Raw genomic sequence first — 20321 nt, forward strand, 5'->3', positions numbered from 1 at the left:
ATTTTTAATTGATTTTTCACAAAGCTGTCACACAAGTGTCAAGGCTTCGTCACATTTAAACATTAAGTTTATTGGGGGAAAACTTTTAGAACAACTGTTATATTTTTTAGGAAAAATTCCATGACCGAGCTATCGCCATATCATGAAGATCAAGAGTTGGATAACAACACATCGGATAATATTCATTTCCGTGACATTTTAGAACAGCACATTAGTCGCCGTAGTCTCATCACTAAAACTGCGAGTGGTGCTGTTGCATTAACTTTAGCATCGACATTAACTGGCTGTAACGACGACGATAATAACTCGAGCAATAACGGTGGAACATCGCCAACACCTGTTGATCCAAATAAAAAACCAGAAAAATTAAACTTTTCTCCTGTTGCTAAAAATTTAAATGACATCGTAACAGTGCCTGAAGGTTATGAAGCAACTGTACTTTATGCTTTAGGGGATTCAATCAATCCTGCTTACGGTGCGTGGGATGATAACAATATTCCTTCAGGTTTAAGTTTTGAATATCGTTCTGGTGACTGCCATGATGGTATGACATTTTTTGGTTTAAATAGCTCAACTCAACGTTTCGATGCAAATGTATCTGAACGTGGTTTATTAGTTATGAACCATGAATATATCAATCCAACCTTCCTTCACCCTAAGGGACCAACGAAAGTTGATGGTCGTCGACCTGAAGATGAAGTCATTCGTGAAGTGAATGCTCACGGTGTTTCTGTGATAGAAATCAAAAAAGATAAAACAACAAATAAAGTAGAAGTGATTAAAAACTCTGTATTTAACCGCCGTATTACAGGTTCTTCCGTTATGGATTTTGCTGGTGCTGCTGCGGGCTCACCCCTTCTGGCTACTACCTACTCTCCAGCAGCTCGTCAAACTCGCGGTACGCATAATAACTGCGGTAATGGTTACACACCTTGGGGAACCTACCTGACGACTGAAGAAAACTTCATTGGTTATTTCGCACGTAGCACAACTGACGATACTTTACGTCGCCCAGAAGAAATCATTGCGCTTAAACGCTATGGTTTAAAAGCAGGTTCAAGCTCTCGTTATGGCTGGGAAACAGTAAAGGCTGGTGTACTTTCACAAGATCTTTATGATCGCTGGAATGCAGATGTAAAAGCTGAAACAGCGGGTAATGATTATCGTAATGCACCAAATACATTTGGTTGGATGGTAGAAATTGATCCATTCGATGGTCGTCAAAATCCTGTTAAACGTACATCTTTAGGTCGTTTTGCTCATGAAGATTGCCGTACTAGCCGTGTAATTGCAGGAGAAAATCTTGCTTTTTATATGGGTGACGACTCTCGTGGAGAATATATCTACAAGTTTGTATCTGATGCAAAATGGGATCCAAAAGATATCAATGGTGGCTATGCTGCTGGTGATAAATACATGAATGCAGGTAAACTTTATGTTGCCAAATTCAATAATGACGGTACGGGTCAATGGATTGAGTTAGCCTTTGGTAAAAATGGTTTGAACCAAAGCAATTCAGTCTATCCATTTAGCTCACAAGCTGATGTTGTCACTTTTGCTCGTTTAGCAGCTGATGCAGTTGGCGCAACAAAAATGGATCGTCCAGAGTGGTGTGCGGTTAACCCAGAAAATGGTGAAGTCTACGTTACATTAACCAACAACTCGAACCGCGGTACTAGCTATCCAACTGATGCAGCAAATCCACGTAATTATGAAGACAAATATGCTGGTACAAAAACCAATAAAGGTAATGTAAACGGTCATATTATTCGCTTGCGTGAAACAGCTGATAAAACAACTGCTGAAAGCTTCAACTGGGATATCTATCTATTTGGTGCTGAGGCATCTGGAGCTGCAAACATCAACCTTTCAGGTTTGACAGATAATAATGATCTTTCAAGCCCTGATGGTATGTGGTTTGACCCACGTGGTGTACTTTGGATTCAAACAGATGACGGCGCGTATACTGATGTAACGAACTGTATGATGCTTGCTGCACTTCCAGGTCAAGTTGGAGATGGAGCAAAAGCAACGACTTCAAATGGTACTGAAACCTTAGTTGGTAAGAAAGTAACAGATGAAACCCTGCGTCGCTTCCTTGTAGGACCTAAAGAGTGTGAAATTACAGGTGTAACAATGACACCTGATTACAAAGCAATCTTTATTAATGTTCAGCATCCAGGTGAAGACTCTGCAGACTATGCATCCCCTTCAAGTAACTGGCCAGCAACTCAAACGAACCCAAGCAACAAAACTGCACGTCCACGTTCAGCGACTGTTGTGATCACTCGTAAAGATGGTGGGGTGATTGCTGGATAATCTCAGAATCATCAACACAAAAATGCCGATATCATGTCGGCATTTGTTATTTCAGCAAGTCAATCTCCATTTCCACAATATTTCCCTGCTGTTCACCCTGTTGTGACTTTTCCAGCCACTGCCATTGCTCAGATGTAAGCCTTAAAAAATTTGAACAGCGAGTCCCATAAATCGGGCTTTGGATAAAAGTCGAGGACAGCAACGCTTCCATTTCCTGACTAATGCCTGTATCTGGCAATAGCTTTGGGATGATTTTCCGTTCATCCTCCAGAATGTCCCAAACCGCAGACTCAAAATCCGATTCTGCGACTTGAGGCTGCTGTAGTATCGGTAAAAACTCCTGAGTAAAGCGTTTACGCAAATGTCTGGTTTTATGCCAGTCTTCAGACATTAATCCATTGGATACCACATAGACGCCATTGGCCAGAACCTGTGGCGCTTCTCCACGATTGCTCATATACACCGCCTGTTCACGATCACCTACAAACAGGTTAAAGCCCGCATAGTCCTGCTGATTCTGTTCCAGCATTTGCGCAAAGCGTATGGGAGCTAAATCACTTTCCAGAAAGTCCTGAATCAGGTGTCCGCGTGAAGTGCTGTACTGGTTCTTGTCCCGACCATTGCGGAAGTTGGTCACGATTGCCCAGCGACCTGCTGCGGTCACGCCCATCCATGTTCCACCCGACTGTAAATCCTGCCCTGCCACAATCGGGCGGTTTTCCCACTGATGCAGGGGAGCACTGGGACGATGGTAAAACTCATCACGGTTTGAAATGAGGCAAAGTGGCATCTCATCCAGCACATGCCATGCAAAAACGACAATACACATTGATCCTGTTTTCACCCATTTAGCGTCTGTTGACTTTCACATTGAATGTACAACATTTTTCACATCATTCCGCTACAATCTGCTCAAAACTTAATTTCAAATTCTAAATTGAGGAACAGCGATGCTGACCTATCCAAATATTGATCCAGTGGCACTGAGTTTAGGGCCAGTCAAGCTACACTGGTACGGATTGATGTATCTCTTGGCATTTTTATGTGCATGGGGCTTGGCATCTTACCGAGCCAAACAGCGCGATGGCTGGACAGCCGACATGGTGTCCGACCTGGTGTTCTACGGCGCTTTGGGTGTGGTGCTGGGTGGTCGGGTGGGCTATGTCCTGTTTTACGAGTTCGGCAAGTTTCTGGAAAATCCACTGTGGCTATTTCAGGTCTGGACTGGGGGCATGAGCTTCCACGGTGGCTTCCTCGGTGTGATGATCGCCATGCTGTTCTGGTGTCGGAAATACCAAAAAACATGGTTTCAAACACTGGACTTTATTGCCCCCTGTGTACCCACAGGCCTGATGTTCGGTCGTATCGGCAACTTTATTGGTGGTGAGCTATATGGCCGTCAGGTGGCCAATCCTGATTATCCTTTTGGCATGATTTTCCCAACAGACCCACTGGGCTTGGTTCGTCACCCGTCACAGATTTATCAGGCACTGTGTGAGGGTCTCATCCTGTTTATCGTGCTGTGGTGGTTTAGCTCAAAGCCCCGTCCACGTATGGCAGTTTCAGCTTTATTCCTAATCGGTTACGGCGTGGCACGCTTCTTTATGGAATTCTTCCGCCAACCCGATGCAGATCAGGGCTTTATCCTGTTTGGCTGGATGACCAAAGGGCAAATTCTCAGCTTCCCAATGATTATTATTGGACTATGGATGATGTGGTACGCCTACCGTAGAAAAATCTATGACTGGCAAATAACCAAATAAAAATGATGGGAGCTGATGCTCCCATTTTTATGGATTTTTTATTATATAAATTATATTGTTAGCTTAAACAAATATGAGACAACAATATGAGTCACTTTATTTCAACCTATATAGACCGTATTAATCATCGTTATCGACTTGGCAATGCGACAGAACATACCTTTCGTGGCGATCTTGCCCAACTGATTGAATCGATAGTCCCAGATATTACTGCGACCAATGAACCTAAAAGGCAATCTTGTGGCGCACCTGACTATATTTTGACAAAGAAAAATATTCCCATTGGCTTTATTGAAGCAAAAGATATCGGTGATAAAGACTTAGACGGATTGAAAAAGACAGGAAATAAAGAACAATTTGATCGTTACAAAGCATCATTAAACAATCTTATTTTTACGGACTATCTCAATTTTCATATTTATCAGGATGGCGTATTTATCACTAAAATCGCCATTGCTGAGGTGACTGGCAATCATATCCGAGCGCTTCCTGAGAACTTTACTGTCTTTGAAAATCTCATCAAGAATTTTTGTACCCATATTGGACAAACCATTAAAAGTCCTAAAAAACTTGCAGAAATGATGGCAGCAAAAGCGCGTCTACTTTCTGATGTGATTGAAAAAGCCTTAACCAGTGATGAAGATAGCTTTGAGGACAGTACATTAAAAGACCAAAAACAAGCCTTTAAACAAATCCTGATACATGACATTACCCCGAAAGGTTTTGCTGATGTATATGCTCAAACTATTGCTTACGGTATGTTTGCCGCACGTTTACATGACCCGACCTTACCGACTTTTAGCCGACAGGAAGCGGCGGAACTGATTCCTAAAACCAATCCATTTTTACGCAAACTATTTGGCTATATTGCGGGCCCTGATATTGATGACCGTATTAAATGGATTGTCGATAGCTTGGTTGATGTTTTTCTACATTGTAATGTACATGAAATCCTTAAAAATTATGGGCGTTCCACCAAAATGGAAGACCCGATTATTCACTTTTACGAAACTTTCTTGAGTGAATATGACCCCAAATTGCGTAAAGCTCGTGGCGTTTGGTACACCCCTGCCCCAGTGGTCAATTTTATAGTGCGTGCCGTAGATGATATTTTAAAAACCGAATTTGGTTTAGCGCAAGGTTTAGCCGATACCAGTAAAACCACGATTGAAGTAGAAGCAACAGGTACAGCCATTACCAAAGGTAAAGCCAAAGGCAAGCGTATTACCGAAACCAAAGAAGTGCATAAAGTGCAAATTCTTGACCCTGCCACAGGTACAGGGACGTTTCTTGCCGAAGTGGTGAAACATATTCATCAAAAATTTGCAGGGCAGCAAGGCATTTGGAGTAACTATGTCGAAAGCCATTTATTACCACGTTTAAATGGTTTTGAGCTGCTCATGGCAAGTTATGCGATGGCGCATTTGCAACTTGATTTGTTGCTAACCGATACAGGTTATAAACCCAAGCAAGCGCAACGCTTACGGGTGTATTTAACCAACAGTTTAGAAGAAAGTCACCCCGATACAGGCACACTATTTGCCAACTGGTTAAGTAGCGAAGCCAACGAAGCCAATCATATAAAACGAGATACCCCAGTCATGTGTATTTTGGGGAATCCGCCGTATTCTGTAAGTTCAACCAATAAAGGTGAATGGATTCAAAACCTTATTGCAGATTATAAAAAGGATTTAAACGAACGAAAAATTAATCTTGATGATGATTACATTAAATTTATTCGCTATGGTCAATATTTTATTGAAAAAAATGGTGAAGGTGTTTTAGCCTACATTTCTAATAATAGCTTTATTGATGGGATTACCCATCGTCAAATGCGTAAAAATTTACTTGAAACCTTTGATAAAATTTACATTATTGATTTACATGGAAATACTAAGAAAAAAGAAACCACACCTGATGGTCATAAAGATGAAAATGTTTTTGATATTATGCAGGGTGTAAGTATTAATATTTTTGTAAAAACAGCTAAAACCACAAAACTTGGCAAAGTTTTTCATTATGATGTATATGGTAAACGTGAAGATAAATATGATTTCCTTAAAAATAATGCACTACCTAATATAGAATTTAAAAAATTAAATTATGATATGGAAAACTACTTTTTTGTACCTAAAAATTTTTCAGATGATGATAAATACAAAAAAGGATTCAAAATGGATGAATTATTTAATTATTTTAATTCTGGATTGCAGACTAAAAATGATATTTTTACCATTCAACACAATATTAATGACATCAAAGAAATTATTTCAGATTTAAAAAATATATCCGAGTCATCATTAAAAGAAAAGTATAGTCTTCCACCAGATAGACCAAGTTGGAATATATCATCAGCTAAAGAAGACGTGATGACAAATTTTGGACAAGTTTTTAAAATACACTTTAAACCTTTTGATATTAGATACTCTTATTACACAGGTAAATCTAGTGGATTTTTAGGCAGACCTAGAAAAGAATTAACCGATAATTTATTACAACCCGATAATATTGCACTCGCCACACTTCGACAAATTGCAGGTACAAAACAAACATGTGTAGTCATGCTCACCAAAACTGTGATGACAGATAGAGCCATGTATAGCACCAATGGGACACCGTATTTATTCCCCCTTTACCTTTACAACGACAATATACAATCAGATTTAGAAGAACAACCGATTCGCAGCCCCAATTTAAACAGAGAAATTGTCGATAAAATCGTTAAAACGATTAGCCTAACCTTTACCGATGAAAAAGAAAACATTAATGGTACTTTTGCCCCAATAGATATTTTAGATTATATTTATGCAGTGCTAAACTCACCCAATTATCGAGAAAGCTATAAGGAATTTCTAAAAATTGATTTTCCTCGTGTCCCCTATCCCAAAGATGCCAAAACTTTTCTTGAACTAGGCAAACTAGGGGCTGAATTGCGTAAACTGCATTTATTAGAAAGCCCAAAAGTTGAACAGTATATTACCCAATATCCAATAGATGGCGATAATATCGTGACTAAACCAATATATAAAGATGGTCAAGTCTGGATTAATGACACACAATATTTTAATCATGTCCCCGAAATTGCTTGGCATTTTTATATTGGCGGTTATCAACCTGCCCAAAAATGGCTCAAAGACCGCAAAGACCGTGCTTTAAACTTTGAAGATATTTTGCATTATCAAAAAATTATTGTGGCGTTGACCGAAACAAATCGGATCATGCAAGAAATAGACATCGTATTAGTAGAGATATAAAAACCAAAGCCATAGCGGAAAACTATTCTGCTATGGCTTTTATTTTATCACTTTGCAGCCAACGCCTTGACCACTTCGCCTAAACGCTTACCTTGCGCCTCACATAATGTTTTTTCATCTTGGCTTAAACCTTGATCGTGGCGAGGTCCACTGACATGGCTTGCACCATAGGGGGTACCGCCTGTTTTGGTATTGGATAATGCAGGGATTGAATTGGGTAAGCCCAGTATCATCATGCCATGATGGAATAATGGCGGTAACATGGTCAACAAGGTGCTTTCCTGCCCACCATGCATTGAACCTGAAGAGGTAAACACACAGGCAGGTTTATTGTGCAATGCGCCATTCAGCCACAAACTGGTGGTTTGATCCCAGAAATATTTCATTTCACTGGCCATGTTACCAAAACGTGTTGGTGAACCAAGCGCCAAACCTGAACAATGGGTGAGATCATCCAGGGTACAATAAATGTCTCCCTCAGGAGGAATACTCGGCTCAGCCTCAGTCACCACAGTGGCCAGATTTGGAACGGTACGAATACGGGCAGTGACACCCGCAGCCTCAATTCCATTTGCAATCAGGTGTGCCATCTGTCTGGTTGAACCATATTTACTGTAATAGAGAACAAGAACGTAAGGTTGCATCACTTTCAATAATTTTGTTAAAAAGAACACTATACGATATTTTTTATATTTTTAGCGGTAATAAGTCCTGTGAAACGCATAGGATTTTGATTAAAACAATAGGATGAACCCATGATCTTCGAACGATATCGAAACAAACTGCCTTTTTTAGAAAAAACATGGTTTCAATTTATTGTATTTGTGTTACGGCGTTTTAAGGCCGATCGCTGTCAGGAACAGGCGGGTTCCCTCACCTATACCACCCTGTTTGCCGTTGTCCCTATGCTGACCGTTTTTCTGGTTATCATTTCCTCCATCAAGGCACTGGAACCTGCCCGACAACAACTGCAACAACTGATCTACAGCAACTTTTTGCCTAAAAGCACCATTGCCTTTGACAAGGCACTGAACGCATTTACCGAAAAATCCAGTAACCTCACCGTGATTGGGGTCCTATTTCTTTTTGTCACCACCGTACTGATGCTGTCTTCGATTGAAACCGTTTTCAATCGTATCTGGCGGGTCAAGGAAACCCGTACAGGCCTGATTGGCTTTATGCGTTACTGGACCATTATTTCACTGGGCCCGATCATTTTAGGCAGTGCGTTTGTACTTTCCTCAACTGTCGCCTCAATGAACATTCTCAGCAACAACTTTGCAGGCTATCAACTCAATGGTTCATTAATCTTATGGTTGATTTCATTTCTACTTACGATTGCTGGCTTCTTCATTTTATATTGGACCATTCCAAACCGCACTGTCCCGATCTTTTCAGCAGTGATTGCCGCCTGTTTCAGTGCAACGGTTTTCGAAACCCTGAAACGTTTATTTGGCTGGATCATGAGCAACTTCACTAGCTATGAAATTGTCTATGGTGCATTCGCTGCCGTTCCCATTTTCCTGCTCTGGATCTATTTGTCCTGGAACATCATTTTACTGGGTGTGGAAGTCAGCTATGCCCTCACTGCATTTAATTTAGGCAAGGAGCAAAAGCGCCATCCAATTTTGATGTTACTCGACATGCTGGAGCTGTTTTATAAAAAACAGCAAATCGGTGAAAGTGTTAGTGAAACGGAACTACTGGATATTATTGGTCGTGGTGAATTGGGGCGTTTACCTGCCTATATCCTGCAACTTGAAAATCAAAATCTCATCAAGCGCACAGATAAGGATGAATATGTATTGGTACGGAATTTGGCGCAGGTTGATTTCTGGAGTTTCTTTACCGCTCTTCCTTATCCTTTACCTCTACGCCCTGATGTATTCAATGTGCATCAGAATGATGAATGGATGGAGCGACTTGGCCCAGCCCTGATTGAAAGCAACGACTATTTGGCGGCTAAACTGTCTATTCCTCTTTCAACCATCTTTGAGATGTCGACAGAACCGAAATAAATCTGCATAGCCAATGACTTTAACAGGCGAGTCATTGGCTACTTTCAGACTTAACCCGCAGCATGTTGTAAATGCATGATTATGGTCGGACAAAAGTATTCCAGTCGTATTCCCCAGACTGGGTAATCAGTTTTAGGGTGAGTTGATCATTTGGCTGTAAAGCACCTACACCCGCTGGTGTTCCCGTCATGATCACATCACCTGTCTGTAGGCTAAATGCCTGATTAATATCAATCAGTAAATCGGCAATATCAAATATCATATCTTTGGTGAAACCATGCTGGCGTTCGGCACCATTGATGGTCAAGATCAGTTCAAGTTCCTGTAGGTCACCAATCTCATCGGTTTCAATCCACTCACCCAGAATACATGCGCCATCGAATGCTTTGGCACGTTCCCACGGATGCCCCTTGGCTTTTAGCTCACCCTGTAAATCACGCAGGGTTAAATCCAGTCCCAGTGTCAGTGCTCCCACCGCCTCCAGCACTTTTTCCCGATCTGTTTCGCCAGACAGGGGATGTGCAATTTGCAGGCAGATTTCACATTCATAGTGACATTCACCCAAGGCCTTGTTCCATGTAATGCCTTGCGCTAGAGTCGTCAAACTACTTGCAGGTTTCATAAATAAAATCGGGCGATCTGGAATCACATTGCCAAGCTCTTTTGCATGCTCAGCATAGTTCCGACCGACACACACAATTTTTGATGGAGAGGTGCTCATGGCATTTCCTTATTTATTAGCAAGATTATTTATTTTTTAAAGCTATTTTCAAATTTACTTTGCGCTGCTGAATCCGTAAACGCCCGTTTTGGCACAATCACCACGGTATGGTTTTTCAGTTCCAGCATATAAGTCAGTTTACCAATGGCGAAAGACTGCACCTCGGCATACTGCGCACTTTGCTTTTTACCTGTGGCATAAAGCTCAAAATGATCCTGATACAGGTCAATGCCCTGTTCACTCTTGCCAAACTGATAACGGACAAACTGTCGTTTAAACAACATCGGCAGCAACCAATAGCGCATCAGCCCCTGCATGATCAGGAAAAAGGCCCCCAATGCAACGTAGTAACGCCCCACACCCGAAAAACCAAGATAAATACCCCATACAATAATGGCGATACTAATCAGTGGGGTTAAAAAACGGGTAAAGGTCTTTTTACCAAAGGTCACTAAAGCAAAACCATCCTGGGACTCTTCTAAATTCAGGTAATAACGCAGGGATAGCGCTGGACGTTGTTCAGACATGCTCGACTTCAATTTGTTTCATCATGGATGGGCGTAAATATTACACCAGTTTAGTGGCTAAGACGTTGTTTTACACAATATGGCTATTCTTTACACACAAAAAAATTTATAACTATTTTCCAATTTACTGGCATTGATCAGGATTGAAATGCTGAATTTCCAGCTCAGTCAATTATAAAAAATCAAAGGAATGTTATGTCTTATTTTACCCGCCTGCTATGTACAGGTATTTTATTCGGGATAAGTCAAATTGGTTTTACTCAAATCATTACATGGACAGACAATATCCCAAGTGCCTTGCAGCCTTTTCAGAACAATCCACAGCTCTTGGCCAGTTATACTCAGGACACTATTTTTATTTATGGTCACCCTGCGGTAAAAACTTCAGTACCCACCCTGAAAAGCAATCCTCAACCCACTGTCAGCTTTACTTCCGCTGCCATCATCGTCCCTGCCAATACACAACAGGTGGCGAAAACGCTGACAGATTTTAGTCATTATGTGGGACTGTTTCCAACCCTAAAATCGGCCAAGACCATTGAACAGTCGGGCAATATCGTACAGGTGAAATACAAGGTATCAATTCCAACACCAATTCCTGTACTCAATTTCAATGAGGACGTCACGCTGCAACACCAGATCAAGCCGAACAGCATCGCCAGTCTGGTCATTGACGCTCCCATTCCCTATGGGGTCGGAAAACTGGAATGGTTTGCCCTGGATGAGCATCGGACCCTGGTGGCATTAACCCAGTGGGGTGACCTCAACCAACCGAAAGGATTTATTTTAAAGAAAATTTTAAACGCAATTCCTGAGGTCAAGCTTGGCGTTCCCAGTACTGGCAACGCCTTTGTTCTAGAGGCTTTAAGAACCCGTTTTATTGGAAAAAACACTGCCCCACTTGATGGCAGGCAAATGCCAAGCCCTCAACTCAATGCAACCCAGCTCACAAAAATCGCCCAGCTCAGCCAGACATCACAGCAACCCGTTAGCTTTCTGCACGCCCCGACCAACATCATGTACACGCATGGACGTGAAGCCATGCGGTTTTCCACCACCTATCAGTTTTATAAACAGACACCACAACAGCTACAGAAATGGCTCACTCCATTGGCCTATAAGGATTTATTCCCTCGGCAAATCAAAAAGGTGGTGACCACCCCTATTCAGAATCAGGGACAGGATGCAGATATTCAGGTCAATGTGGGCTTAGGTGTCATTAATATTCCATTTGCCTTTAAACTGCATTTTAATTATCCAAATGCCAGCGAAAATAATTTTTATGCCAATGGTGGTGACTTGCGTTTTATTAAAGGCCAGATGGGATTTACCGAGCTTAATCAGGGTGCTTTATTGAAAATGACCACCAGCATGAAAATTGATGAAAAAGCACCTTTTTTACTCAGGGCAATGCGAAGCCTGCCATATCATGACGTATTGCCAGCAGTTGGCGGTAATGCAGTGTTTGTACAGAAAATTAAGGCAAAGGCATAAGGCACAAAAAAAACCGCAATTAAGCGGTTAATTTATTTAAGTTGGTGCGCTCAGAGAGATTCGAACTCCCGACCCCTTAGTTCGTAGCCAAGTGCTCTATCCAGCTGAGCTATGAGCGCATTACTTATGTGCCTATTCAGGCGTGTGTTACATTAATCTTTACTTGGTGCGCTCAGAGAGATTCGAACTCCCGACCCCTTAGTTCGTAGCCAAGTGCTCTATCCAGCTGAGCTATGAGCGCATTACTTATGTGCCTATTCAGGCGTGTGTTACATTAATCTTTACTTGGTGCGCTCAGAGAGATTCGAACTCCCGACCCCTTAGTTCGTAGCCAAGTGCTCTATCCAGCTGAGCTATGAGCGCTTTAAGTAAAGTGGCGGTGAGAGAGGGATTCGAACCCTCGATACAGTTACCCGTATGCATCCTTAGCAGGGATGTGGTTTCAGCCACTCACCCATCTCACCGTAACACGAGCGCAATAATACAAACTAAAACCGTATTACACAAGGGATGTTCCTGTTTTTTTCTCTTTTTTTAAATCAATCAAATGTTTTTTAACCAATTCTTATATTTTTTCGTCATTTTTAGCGCTACGCTTGTTAATATAGTGTTCTCTCCTTTATTTAGATCGGCACAATAAACAGAATCTTGCAATCTTTGACGTGCAGTTAGAGTTTGAATGACTTATGCTAAACCGATCTGCCAGATGTGAAATGAAACGATATGACTAAAAATTGGGCCGATCCCGAAGCAAAAGCAGAAGCGCAACGTTACGATAATCCTATCCCTAGCCGAACTCTTATTCTAAGTACATTAGAACAATTAAAAACTGCACAGTCTCATGCAGAGCTGGTTGACCACTTTAATATCCCAGATCAAAAAAGCATTGATGCCTTGAATCATCGTTTAAGTGCAATGGTTCGTGACGGTCAGTTAATGAAAGATGGTTTTAAATACCAACCTGCAACCGATTTGCCAAGCCATGAAGCAACGGTTTATATCAACAGTAAAGGCTTGGGTACGGCCAATATCGCAGGTCAGGATGATGTCCTGTTACCTGAACGTGAATTACGTTTAGTCTTTAATGGTGATCGCGTTAAAGTACGCCAAACTTCTGTTGACCGTAAAGGTAAAGCTTGGGGTTTTATTACCGAAGTCGTACAACGTCGTGTCAAACAAATTATTGGTAAAGTCGCTGAACATGATGGTGAATACTTTATTCAGCCAAGCAATCCAAATCAGCACCAACCAATTACCCTCGAAAAAGAATTGATTGAACATGCCAATGCCAAAGTTGGCGATATGCTACGTGTTGCGATTGATGATTACCCGACTCGTGAAGAATTAGCGACAGGTCATGTTGTACAGTCTATGGCGGACAAAGCTGACACTGAAATTATTATTCCACAAACCATTTTAGAATTTGGTTTGCCTTATGAATTTCCAGAAGCAGTCATTAAAGAAGCTGAAAGTTTTAAAGAACCGTCTGAACAGGATCGCAAAGGTCGTGTTGATTTACGCGATTTGCCATTAGTCACCATTGATGGTGAAGATGCACGCGACTTTGACGATGCCGTATTCGCAGAGAAACGCTCAGGTGGTGGTTACCGTGTTGTAGTGGCAATTGCAGACGTGAGCCATTATGTGCGTTTAGACTCACCTTTAAATGAAGAAGCTGAAGAACGTGGTACATCGGTTTATTTCCCACACTTTGTTTTGCCAATGTTGCCAGAAGCATTGTCAAATGGATTGTGTTCTCTCAATCCGCATGTTGACCGTCTGTGTATGGTCTGCGATTTAAAACTGTCACGTGCAGGTAAAGTCACAGGTTATGAGTTCTACCCTGCGGTGATGCATTCCAAAGCACGTTTGACCTATAATCAGGTGGCTGCTTATTTTGACGGTGCAACCGATGCCATTCCGCAAGATAAAAGCGTTCATAAATCGTTAAATACCCTATTCCAGCTTTATCAGACACTAAAAGAACTACGTGCCAAACGTCATGCGATGGAATTTGAAACCATTGAAACCTATATGACCTTTGATGAGTTAGGTGGAATCAAGGAAATCTTGCCACGTACTCGTAATGATGCGCATAAACTGATTGAAGAATGTATGTTATTGGCGAACGTTGCCGCAGCTGAATACTCATTAGAACACGATATTCCGATGTTGTATCGTGTACATGAAGCGCCAGAATTCTCACGTATTCAAAAAGTCCGTGATTTCGTCAAATTACTCGGTTTGCCATTCCCAGAGCAACCAACACAAGCCGATTATCAACGAGTCATTGAAGCAACCAAAGATCGTTTAGATGCACCAAGTATTCATGCGGTGTTGTTACGCTCAATGATGCAAGCCTATTATGGTGCGAATAATGCAGGACATTATGGTCTTGCTTATGAAGCTTATACGCATTTCACCTCACCAATTCGTCGTTATCCAGACTTATTGTTGCACCGTGCCATTAAAGCCTATCTCGACAAGAAAGCATATCCTCTGTCTGGGGCAGCTCTGGATGATGCTGGCGAGCACTTCTCACAAACTGAACGTCGAGCCGATGAAGCTTCACGCAGTGTGACTACTTGGTTGAAATGCCATTATATGCAACAGCATTTAGGTGATGAGTTTGTGGGTATCATTAGTGCGGTGACTGAGTTTGGTCTATTCGTTACACTCAAAGATTTATATGTGGATGGTATGATTCATGTCAGTCAGCTCGGTGAAGATTATTTCTTGTATGATCAAGCCAGCCAAAGCCTGATTGGTCAGAATCGCGGTCAATCCTTTAGTCTCGGCGATGAAGTCAAGATTCAGGTTGCAGGCGTCAATCTGGAAGAACGTAAAATTGACTTCAAATTGGTTCAACAGTTGACGCATTTGGGGCGTGTGATTCGTCAGAAAGCACCTCGCACCACATCTACCAAAGCTCTGGCTACTGAAGAGGTTTTTAGTAAACCATCCGCAACTTCTCAAGTCAGTGAAGATGGTGAGAAGCCTGTACGCAAGAAAAAGGATAAGAGCAAACCAAGTTCTTATACCAAAAAGCCTGCTAAAAAAGCTTCGGCCAAGCCTGAAAGCAAAGAAAAAGCCAAGAAGAAAGTAAAAAAGAAAAAGTCCAATGCGAAAGCTAAGCAGGAGTAATTCTTTAGGGCAAGTTCAGTGATGGACTTGTCCTCCTTTAAAAATGAAACTTATTCGCCTATTTCTTAAAAAACCAATCAGCCAATATCACCCCGCCCTTTATTTCATCATAATTTGGATACGGCGAGGCTTTCGTTATGTGCAATGGAAAACTGATGGTCGTCAATATGCTCAAAGCTTTCACTCAAATCCATTAACCTTTAGAGTGAAGAAACACCAATCTGTCCTAATTCGTAAACTGGGTGACAGTGAGCAGCGTTGGCAGAAGAATAAAGTGATTAATTTAAAAATCGCAAGCGAACGAATTTCAACTATTCTAATTAAACCTAACGAAACCTTTTCTTTCTGTCAGCTCGTCGGTTTGCCAACAATCAAACAAGGCTATGTTGAGGGTATGGAACTTAGTTTTGGGCAAGCTCGTGGTGGAATTGGTGGTGGAATCTGTCAAATTGCCAATTTAATTCATTGGTTGGTGCTACATAGTCCATTGGAAGTCATACAGCGCTCACAACATTCTTTCGATCCTTTCCCAGATCAAGGACGTGTATTACCTTTCGGTAGCGGAGCTGCTATTTTCTATAACTATATTGATTATCAATTTTATAACCCAACAGAATACACTTTTCAGATCAATCTTTGGTTCTCTGAGAAATGCCTTGAAGGTGAGTTACGTTGCTCACATGATCTTGGCTATATTTATCATGTCTTTGAAAAAAATCATCGTTTTGTCAAAGTTGGAGAAAGTTATTATCGGCAAAATGAAATCTGGCGACATAAAAAAGAAAAATATAAAAGTGGTGAAATCATTGAAACAGAATGTATGACCAAAAACTTTGCCAAGCTCATGTACAAACCACAACAGATCGACGCTGAATATCAATATGTAGATGATGTGCACTAGAGATATGAGTTTTTCATTATATGTCTTGATTTCTCACCCACTAAGCCCTACATCTATACCTATGTTTAAAGATGATATGGCAAAAATACAATGACACTCCAACAAGCGACACTTCCCGTTCCTCAATTTGATCAAATTCAACTTGCTGACCTAAAACAACAAATTGAACAAACCATTCAAAACGGTCAAAACTTCTTAAATCAACTCAAGGAAGTGCCACAAAACAGCGAGGCACAATTGGCAACCTTGACCGAAGTTGATCAGCTTGAAAATAACATGAGTGAGTCATGGGGCATTTTGTCGCACCTCAATGCCGTGATGAACAATGCCGAAACCCGTGAAGTGTACCAAGCCCTGTTACCAAGTTTAAGTGAATACTATACGCAGCTTGGACAACACACAGCGCTGTATCAAACCTATCAACAGATTCATGATAGCAATGTATTTCAAACGCTGAGCGAAGCACAACAAAGCGCGATTAAACTGGCGCTACGTGACTTTAAACTGTCGGGTGTTGCACTCCAAGGCGAAGCAAAAAAACGTTATGCAGAAATCTCGGCACGTTTATCACAACTGTCTTCAGACTTCTCGAACCATGTGCTCGATGCAACCCAAGCCTATTTCAAGCCTTTAACGGAAGCACAACTTAAAGGTTTACCTCAAAGCAGTGTTGAACTGTTAAAACAATACGGACAACAACGTGAGCTTGAGCAAGCGGTTGCGACATTGGACTTTCCTGCATATTTTGCGATCATGACTTATGCTGATGATCGTGAGTTGCGAGAAGAGCTGTACAAAGCCTATGTCACCCGTGCATCAGATCAATCGGATAAAACCGAGTTTGATAACACGCCTGTGATGGAAGAAATCCTGAGCTTACGTCAGGAAATGGCACAACTACTTGGCTTTAACAACTTTGCTGAATATTCCCTTGCCAGCAAAATGGCACCTGATGTTGAAACTGTTCATCAATTCTTAGTAGATTTGGCAGAGCATGCGCGTACGCCTGCACTGGCTGAAATTGCTGAACTAAAAAGTATTGCACAACAAGATGGAATTGAAGAACTCAAACCTTGGGATTCAACCTATTATTCTGAGAAGTTGAAACAACAACAGTTCAATCTTTCTCAAGAAGCGCTTAAACCGTATTTCCCTGCACCTAAAGTGGTTCAAGGTTTATTCCAGATCGTACAGCGCCTTTACGGTATCCAGATCATTGAACGCCAGGCGCCTGTTTGGCAGGATGATGTACGTTATTTCGAAATTGAAGATCAAGGTCAAGTGGTCGGCGGTTTCTACTTTGATTTATATGCACGCAATGGTAAACGCGGTGGTGCATGGATGAGTGGTTTCCGTTCCCGTGTACAAACTGCTAGTGGTCTACAAAAACCAGTTTGCTATATGGTGTGTAACTTTACCCCACCGATTGGCGATCAACCTGCCTTGCTGACCCATGATGAAGTGATTACCTTGTTCCATGAGTTTGGTCATGGTTTACATCACATGCTGACCGAAGTGGATAATATCTCAGTGGCAGGGACGCATGGTGTGGCGTGGGATGCAGTGGAGTTACCAAGTCAGTTTATGGAATTTTGGGCATGGGACAATGAAAGCCTTGATGTGCTCAGTGAACATACCGAGAGCAAGCAAACATTGCCACAAGAATTGCTATCTGCCCTGCTCAATGCACGTTTCTTCCAGTCTGGTATGCAAACGCTACGTCAGATTGAATTTGCCCTGTTTGATTTAACAATTCACCGCCAAACACCTGCTTTAAACAGCCAACAGATTCAGGAAACGCTGAACGATATTCGATCCAAATTTGCAGTAGTGCCAACGGTTCCCTATAACCGTTTCCAGCATAGTTTTAGCCATATTTTCGCTGGCGGTTATGCAGCAGGTTATTATTCTTATAAATGGGCGGAAGTTTTGGCGAGCGACGCCTTTGATCGTTTCGAAAATGAAGGTATTTTTAACACCGAGACTGGAAAAGAATTTAGAAAGTTTATTCTAGCAGTTGGCGGAAAAGATACAGCACTTGATGCGTTTCGCAATTTCCGAAAAAGAGAACCAAAAATAGATGCATTATTACGTCATCAAGGTTGGACGAATACGCATAAAACCGCTTAAACTACGTCATTATTGTTCACAGGATGTAATTAACTGACATGAAAAGACAGTTCATCGCGGGTGCTAAATGCCCAAAATGTGGAGCCTTAGATCGTGTGGTTAAGATCATCTCTGTGGATGACGAATGGATTGAATGTATCGAATGTGCTTATAGTGAACAGCGTCCTACTCACGTAGAACCAGCTGAACCCGCTGAGCCAGATGAAATTGGGGTGATACAATTCAAGCCTCGTCATTTTGACTAGAAAGGTTAAAAAATGATGTCCTCGTATCAAAATGAAAACTCTAAATTATTATGGATGATCATCGGTGTAATCAGTATCGTCGTGGTGCTGATTTTTGCAGTACAGTGGTTTCTATCTCAAAAAAATCATGAGGCAACTGTTACACCAACGGTGCCAACGATTAGTAAAGCTGCACCGTCAGCACGTCCAGTCGAAACGACTGAAACTGTACAAGCTGCAAGCGAAGTTACTGCACCTATCCAACTAGTTGAAGAGTCAATTATCAAAGATCCAATTCCTGCAAATGACACTTTAGCCAAAGAAGAAATTGCTAAACTGGATGATATTCATCAACAACTTAAAGATCAGCAAAATGAGCTAAAGCAACAACACACTGATGTTGATACTTTAGTAAAACTGAAAGAAGATCAAATTAAGCTTCTTGAAGCTCAACTTGCAGCACAAAATAAATCATAAATAAGTAAGGCTTTAAAATGGGTTATAGCCTTAACGTCTTCGATGATTTGTTGGCCATGCTTGATTTAGTTCATCCCTTAATGTGAGGTCTTAACCTCTCTACTTTATATAATTCAATCGAAAATAATAATCGTACATTTCTTTAAAGGCAGCAGAGGCTTAGAATACAAGCTGCATCCTTGCTCTCACAATGATTATGACGCTGAATCAACCTAATCGTAAGCTCTTCTTAGCGATTAGCTGCCTGACCATCTCGGCTTTTCTTTTCTCCATCATGGGCATCTGCATCAGATACGCATCTCAAACTGTAGATAATTACACGATTGTTTTTTTCCGTAATTTCGTTGGGTTGATGCTTTTCCTACCATTTATTATGAAACAAGGTACAAGCTTTGTTAAAACAGAAAAATTGTGGATGCATACTTGGCGAAGTCTGGTTGGGCTTGCAGCAATGTATGGTTTTTTCTATGCGATTGCACATTTGAAATTGTCCAATGCCATGGTATTTACGTATTCCTCACCTATTTTTATTCCATTGATTGCTTGGCTATTTTTAAAAGAACGTATTACTAAAGCAATGTTAATGGCAGCTGCATTAGGATTCTTGGGCGTATTTTGTGTTGCAAAACCTGATCAAGGATTGTGGAATTGGGTATCTGCGATAGGCATAGCATCTAGCCTACTTGCATCAATGGCATTTGTAACCGTAAGAGCACTAACCAAAACTGAACCTCCAGAACGTATCGTGTTTTATTTTTGCTTGATCGGCTCCTTACTTTCAGCCATACCGATGTTTTGGGTTTGGCGACCATATGCTTTGAAAGAACTTTTTTTTCTTATTGCAGCAGGAATACTTGCGAATGTAAGCCAAATTTTTATGTCTCATGCTTATCGCCTTGCTCCAGCTGGACAGATAGCACCAGTCAACTATATGGCGATCATTTTTGCGGGTGTTTGGGGCTTCTTTCTATGGCAAGAAACACCTGATTTTTATAGTTTATTCGGTTTTGGATTAATATTACTGGCAATTATTTTATGTAGTCCTTTGAGTCAAAGGCAAAGAAAAAGTCTCTAATAAAGCACAAATTAAAAAGCACCCGAAGGCACTGCTGTCCCACAAATATCAAAAGAAGAACCTCAATTGAGGTTCTTCTTGTTTTCGCCATTTTTTATCAGGCACAAAGAGTGACCTTAAAAGTTTCCTTTCAAATAAATTGACCTGAATAATTCTCAGTAAACGCTGAACACTCCATCCTTCTTGTGCCATGTGTTTAGCGAAGTTCACCAGCAAATAGGCAATTAATGCAATCCATATTTGCGTTTGTATCGCATTGCGGCTTCGACCTAGA

General features: G+C 41.3%; 15 protein-coding genes, 4 tRNA genes and 1 pseudogene. 11 read left to right on the forward strand and 9 right to left on the reverse strand.

What is annotated here, in order from left to right:
• Nucleotides 1–120: 120 nt before the first annotated feature.
• Complete coding sequence (locus F948_RS12185; RefSeq protein ID WP_004964263.1) at nt 121–2319, forward strand: PhoX family protein; 2199 nt, start codon at nt 121–123, stop codon at nt 2317–2319.
• A gap of 46 nt (nt 2320–2365) precedes the next feature.
• On the opposite strand, the gene F948_RS12190 is transcribed toward F948_RS12185, so the two are convergent.
• Nucleotides 2366–3148, reverse strand: a complete 783-nt coding sequence (locus F948_RS12190) for an NRDE family protein (protein ID WP_004964265.1) — start codon at nt 3146–3148, stop codon at nt 2366–2368.
• Between the two features lie 121 nt (nt 3149–3269).
• Between F948_RS12190 and lgt the strand changes: the two genes are divergently transcribed.
• Nucleotides 3270–4082: a prolipoprotein diacylglyceryl transferase gene (gene lgt, locus F948_RS12195; protein WP_004964270.1), complete on the forward strand. Its 813-nt coding sequence runs from the start codon at nt 3270–3272 to the stop codon at nt 4080–4082.
• An 86-nt stretch (nt 4083–4168) separates the two neighbouring features.
• On the forward strand, nt 4169–7336 hold the full coding sequence (locus F948_RS12200; RefSeq protein WP_004964272.1) for a type ISP restriction/modification enzyme: 3168 nt from the start codon (nt 4169–4171) through the stop codon (nt 7334–7336).
• A gap of 47 nt (nt 7337–7383) precedes the next feature.
• Here F948_RS12200 and wrbA read toward each other — a convergent pair whose 3' ends face one another.
• Complete coding sequence (gene wrbA, locus F948_RS12205; RefSeq protein ID WP_004964273.1) at nt 7384–7980, reverse strand: NAD(P)H:quinone oxidoreductase; 597 nt, start codon at nt 7978–7980, stop codon at nt 7384–7386.
• A 111-nt stretch (nt 7981–8091) separates the two neighbouring features.
• Here wrbA and F948_RS12210 point away from each other — a divergent pair, with 111 nt between their 5' ends.
• Nucleotides 8092–9354, forward strand: a complete 1263-nt coding sequence (locus tag F948_RS12210; RefSeq protein WP_004964275.1) for a YihY family inner membrane protein — start codon at nt 8092–8094, stop codon at nt 9352–9354.
• A 79-nt stretch (nt 9355–9433) separates the two neighbouring features.
• On the opposite strand, the gene F948_RS12215 is transcribed toward F948_RS12210, so the two are convergent.
• Both F948_RS12215 and F948_RS12220 read right to left on the reverse strand, forming a co-directional pair.
• Entirely contained in the window at nt 9434–10075 is a 642-nt protein-coding gene (locus F948_RS12215) for a fumarylacetoacetate hydrolase family protein (RefSeq protein ID WP_004964277.1), read from the reverse strand.
• 29 nt (nt 10076–10104) lie between these two features.
• Complete coding sequence (locus F948_RS12220) at nt 10105–10602, reverse strand: YcxB family protein (protein ID WP_004678548.1); 498 nt, start codon at nt 10600–10602, stop codon at nt 10105–10107.
• A gap of 195 nt (nt 10603–10797) precedes the next feature.
• On the opposite strand from F948_RS12220, the gene F948_RS12225 reads away from it, so the two are divergent.
• On the forward strand, nt 10798–12096 hold the full coding sequence (locus F948_RS12225) for an SRPBCC family protein (protein WP_004964279.1): 1299 nt from the start codon (nt 10798–10800) through the stop codon (nt 12094–12096).
• A gap of 42 nt (nt 12097–12138) precedes the next feature.
• Here F948_RS12225 and F948_RS12230 read toward each other — a convergent pair.
• From F948_RS12230 to F948_RS12245, 4 genes are all read right to left on the reverse strand, one after another.
• A tRNA-Arg gene (locus tag F948_RS12230) sits at nt 12139–12215 on the reverse strand.
• Between the two features lie 45 nt (nt 12216–12260).
• Nucleotides 12261–12337: transfer RNA gene (locus F948_RS12235), tRNA-Arg, on the reverse strand.
• A 45-nt stretch (nt 12338–12382) separates the two neighbouring features.
• Nucleotides 12383–12459: transfer RNA gene (locus F948_RS12240), tRNA-Arg, on the reverse strand.
• An 11-nt stretch (nt 12460–12470) separates the two neighbouring features.
• Nucleotides 12471–12560, reverse strand: a tRNA-Ser gene (locus F948_RS12245).
• Nucleotides 12561–12819: 259 nt separating this feature from the next.
• On the opposite strand from F948_RS12245, the gene rnr reads away from it, so the two are divergent.
• The 6 genes from rnr (at nt 12820) to F948_RS12275 (ending at nt 20047) form a co-directional block, all read left to right on the forward strand.
• Entirely contained in the window at nt 12820–15240 is a 2421-nt protein-coding gene (rnr, locus tag F948_RS12250) for a ribonuclease R (protein WP_004964281.1), read from the forward strand.
• 139 nt (nt 15241–15379) lie between these two features.
• A complete protein-coding gene (locus F948_RS12255) occupies nt 15380–16141 on the forward strand; it encodes a VanW family protein (protein WP_004964283.1) in 762 nt (253 codons plus the stop codon).
• A gap of 90 nt (nt 16142–16231) precedes the next feature.
• The gene (locus tag F948_RS12260) at nt 16232–18271 is read left to right on the forward strand and encodes a M3 family metallopeptidase (RefSeq protein WP_004964285.1); all 2040 of its coding nucleotides are present in this window, start codon (nt 16232–16234) and stop codon (nt 18269–18271) included.
• A 38-nt stretch (nt 18272–18309) separates the two neighbouring features.
• Nucleotides 18310–18516: a YheV family putative zinc ribbon protein gene (locus F948_RS12265; protein ID WP_004964287.1), complete on the forward strand. Its 207-nt coding sequence runs from the start codon at nt 18310–18312 to the stop codon at nt 18514–18516.
• Between the two features lie 12 nt (nt 18517–18528).
• Entirely contained in the window at nt 18529–18972 is a 444-nt protein-coding gene (locus F948_RS12270) for a hypothetical protein (RefSeq protein WP_004909300.1), read from the forward strand.
• 196 nt (nt 18973–19168) lie between these two features.
• A complete protein-coding gene (locus F948_RS12275) occupies nt 19169–20047 on the forward strand; it encodes a DMT family transporter (protein WP_026057378.1) in 879 nt (292 codons plus the stop codon).
• Between the two features lie 48 nt (nt 20048–20095).
• Here the strand turns inward: F948_RS12275 and F948_RS12280 are convergent.
• Nucleotides 20096–20321 (reverse strand): annotated as a pseudogene (locus tag F948_RS12280) (IS4 family transposase); the annotation flags it as partial.

This window comes from Acinetobacter junii CIP 64.5, from assembly GCF_000368765.1.
Classification (GTDB): Bacteria; Pseudomonadota; Gammaproteobacteria; order Pseudomonadales; family Moraxellaceae; genus Acinetobacter; species Acinetobacter junii.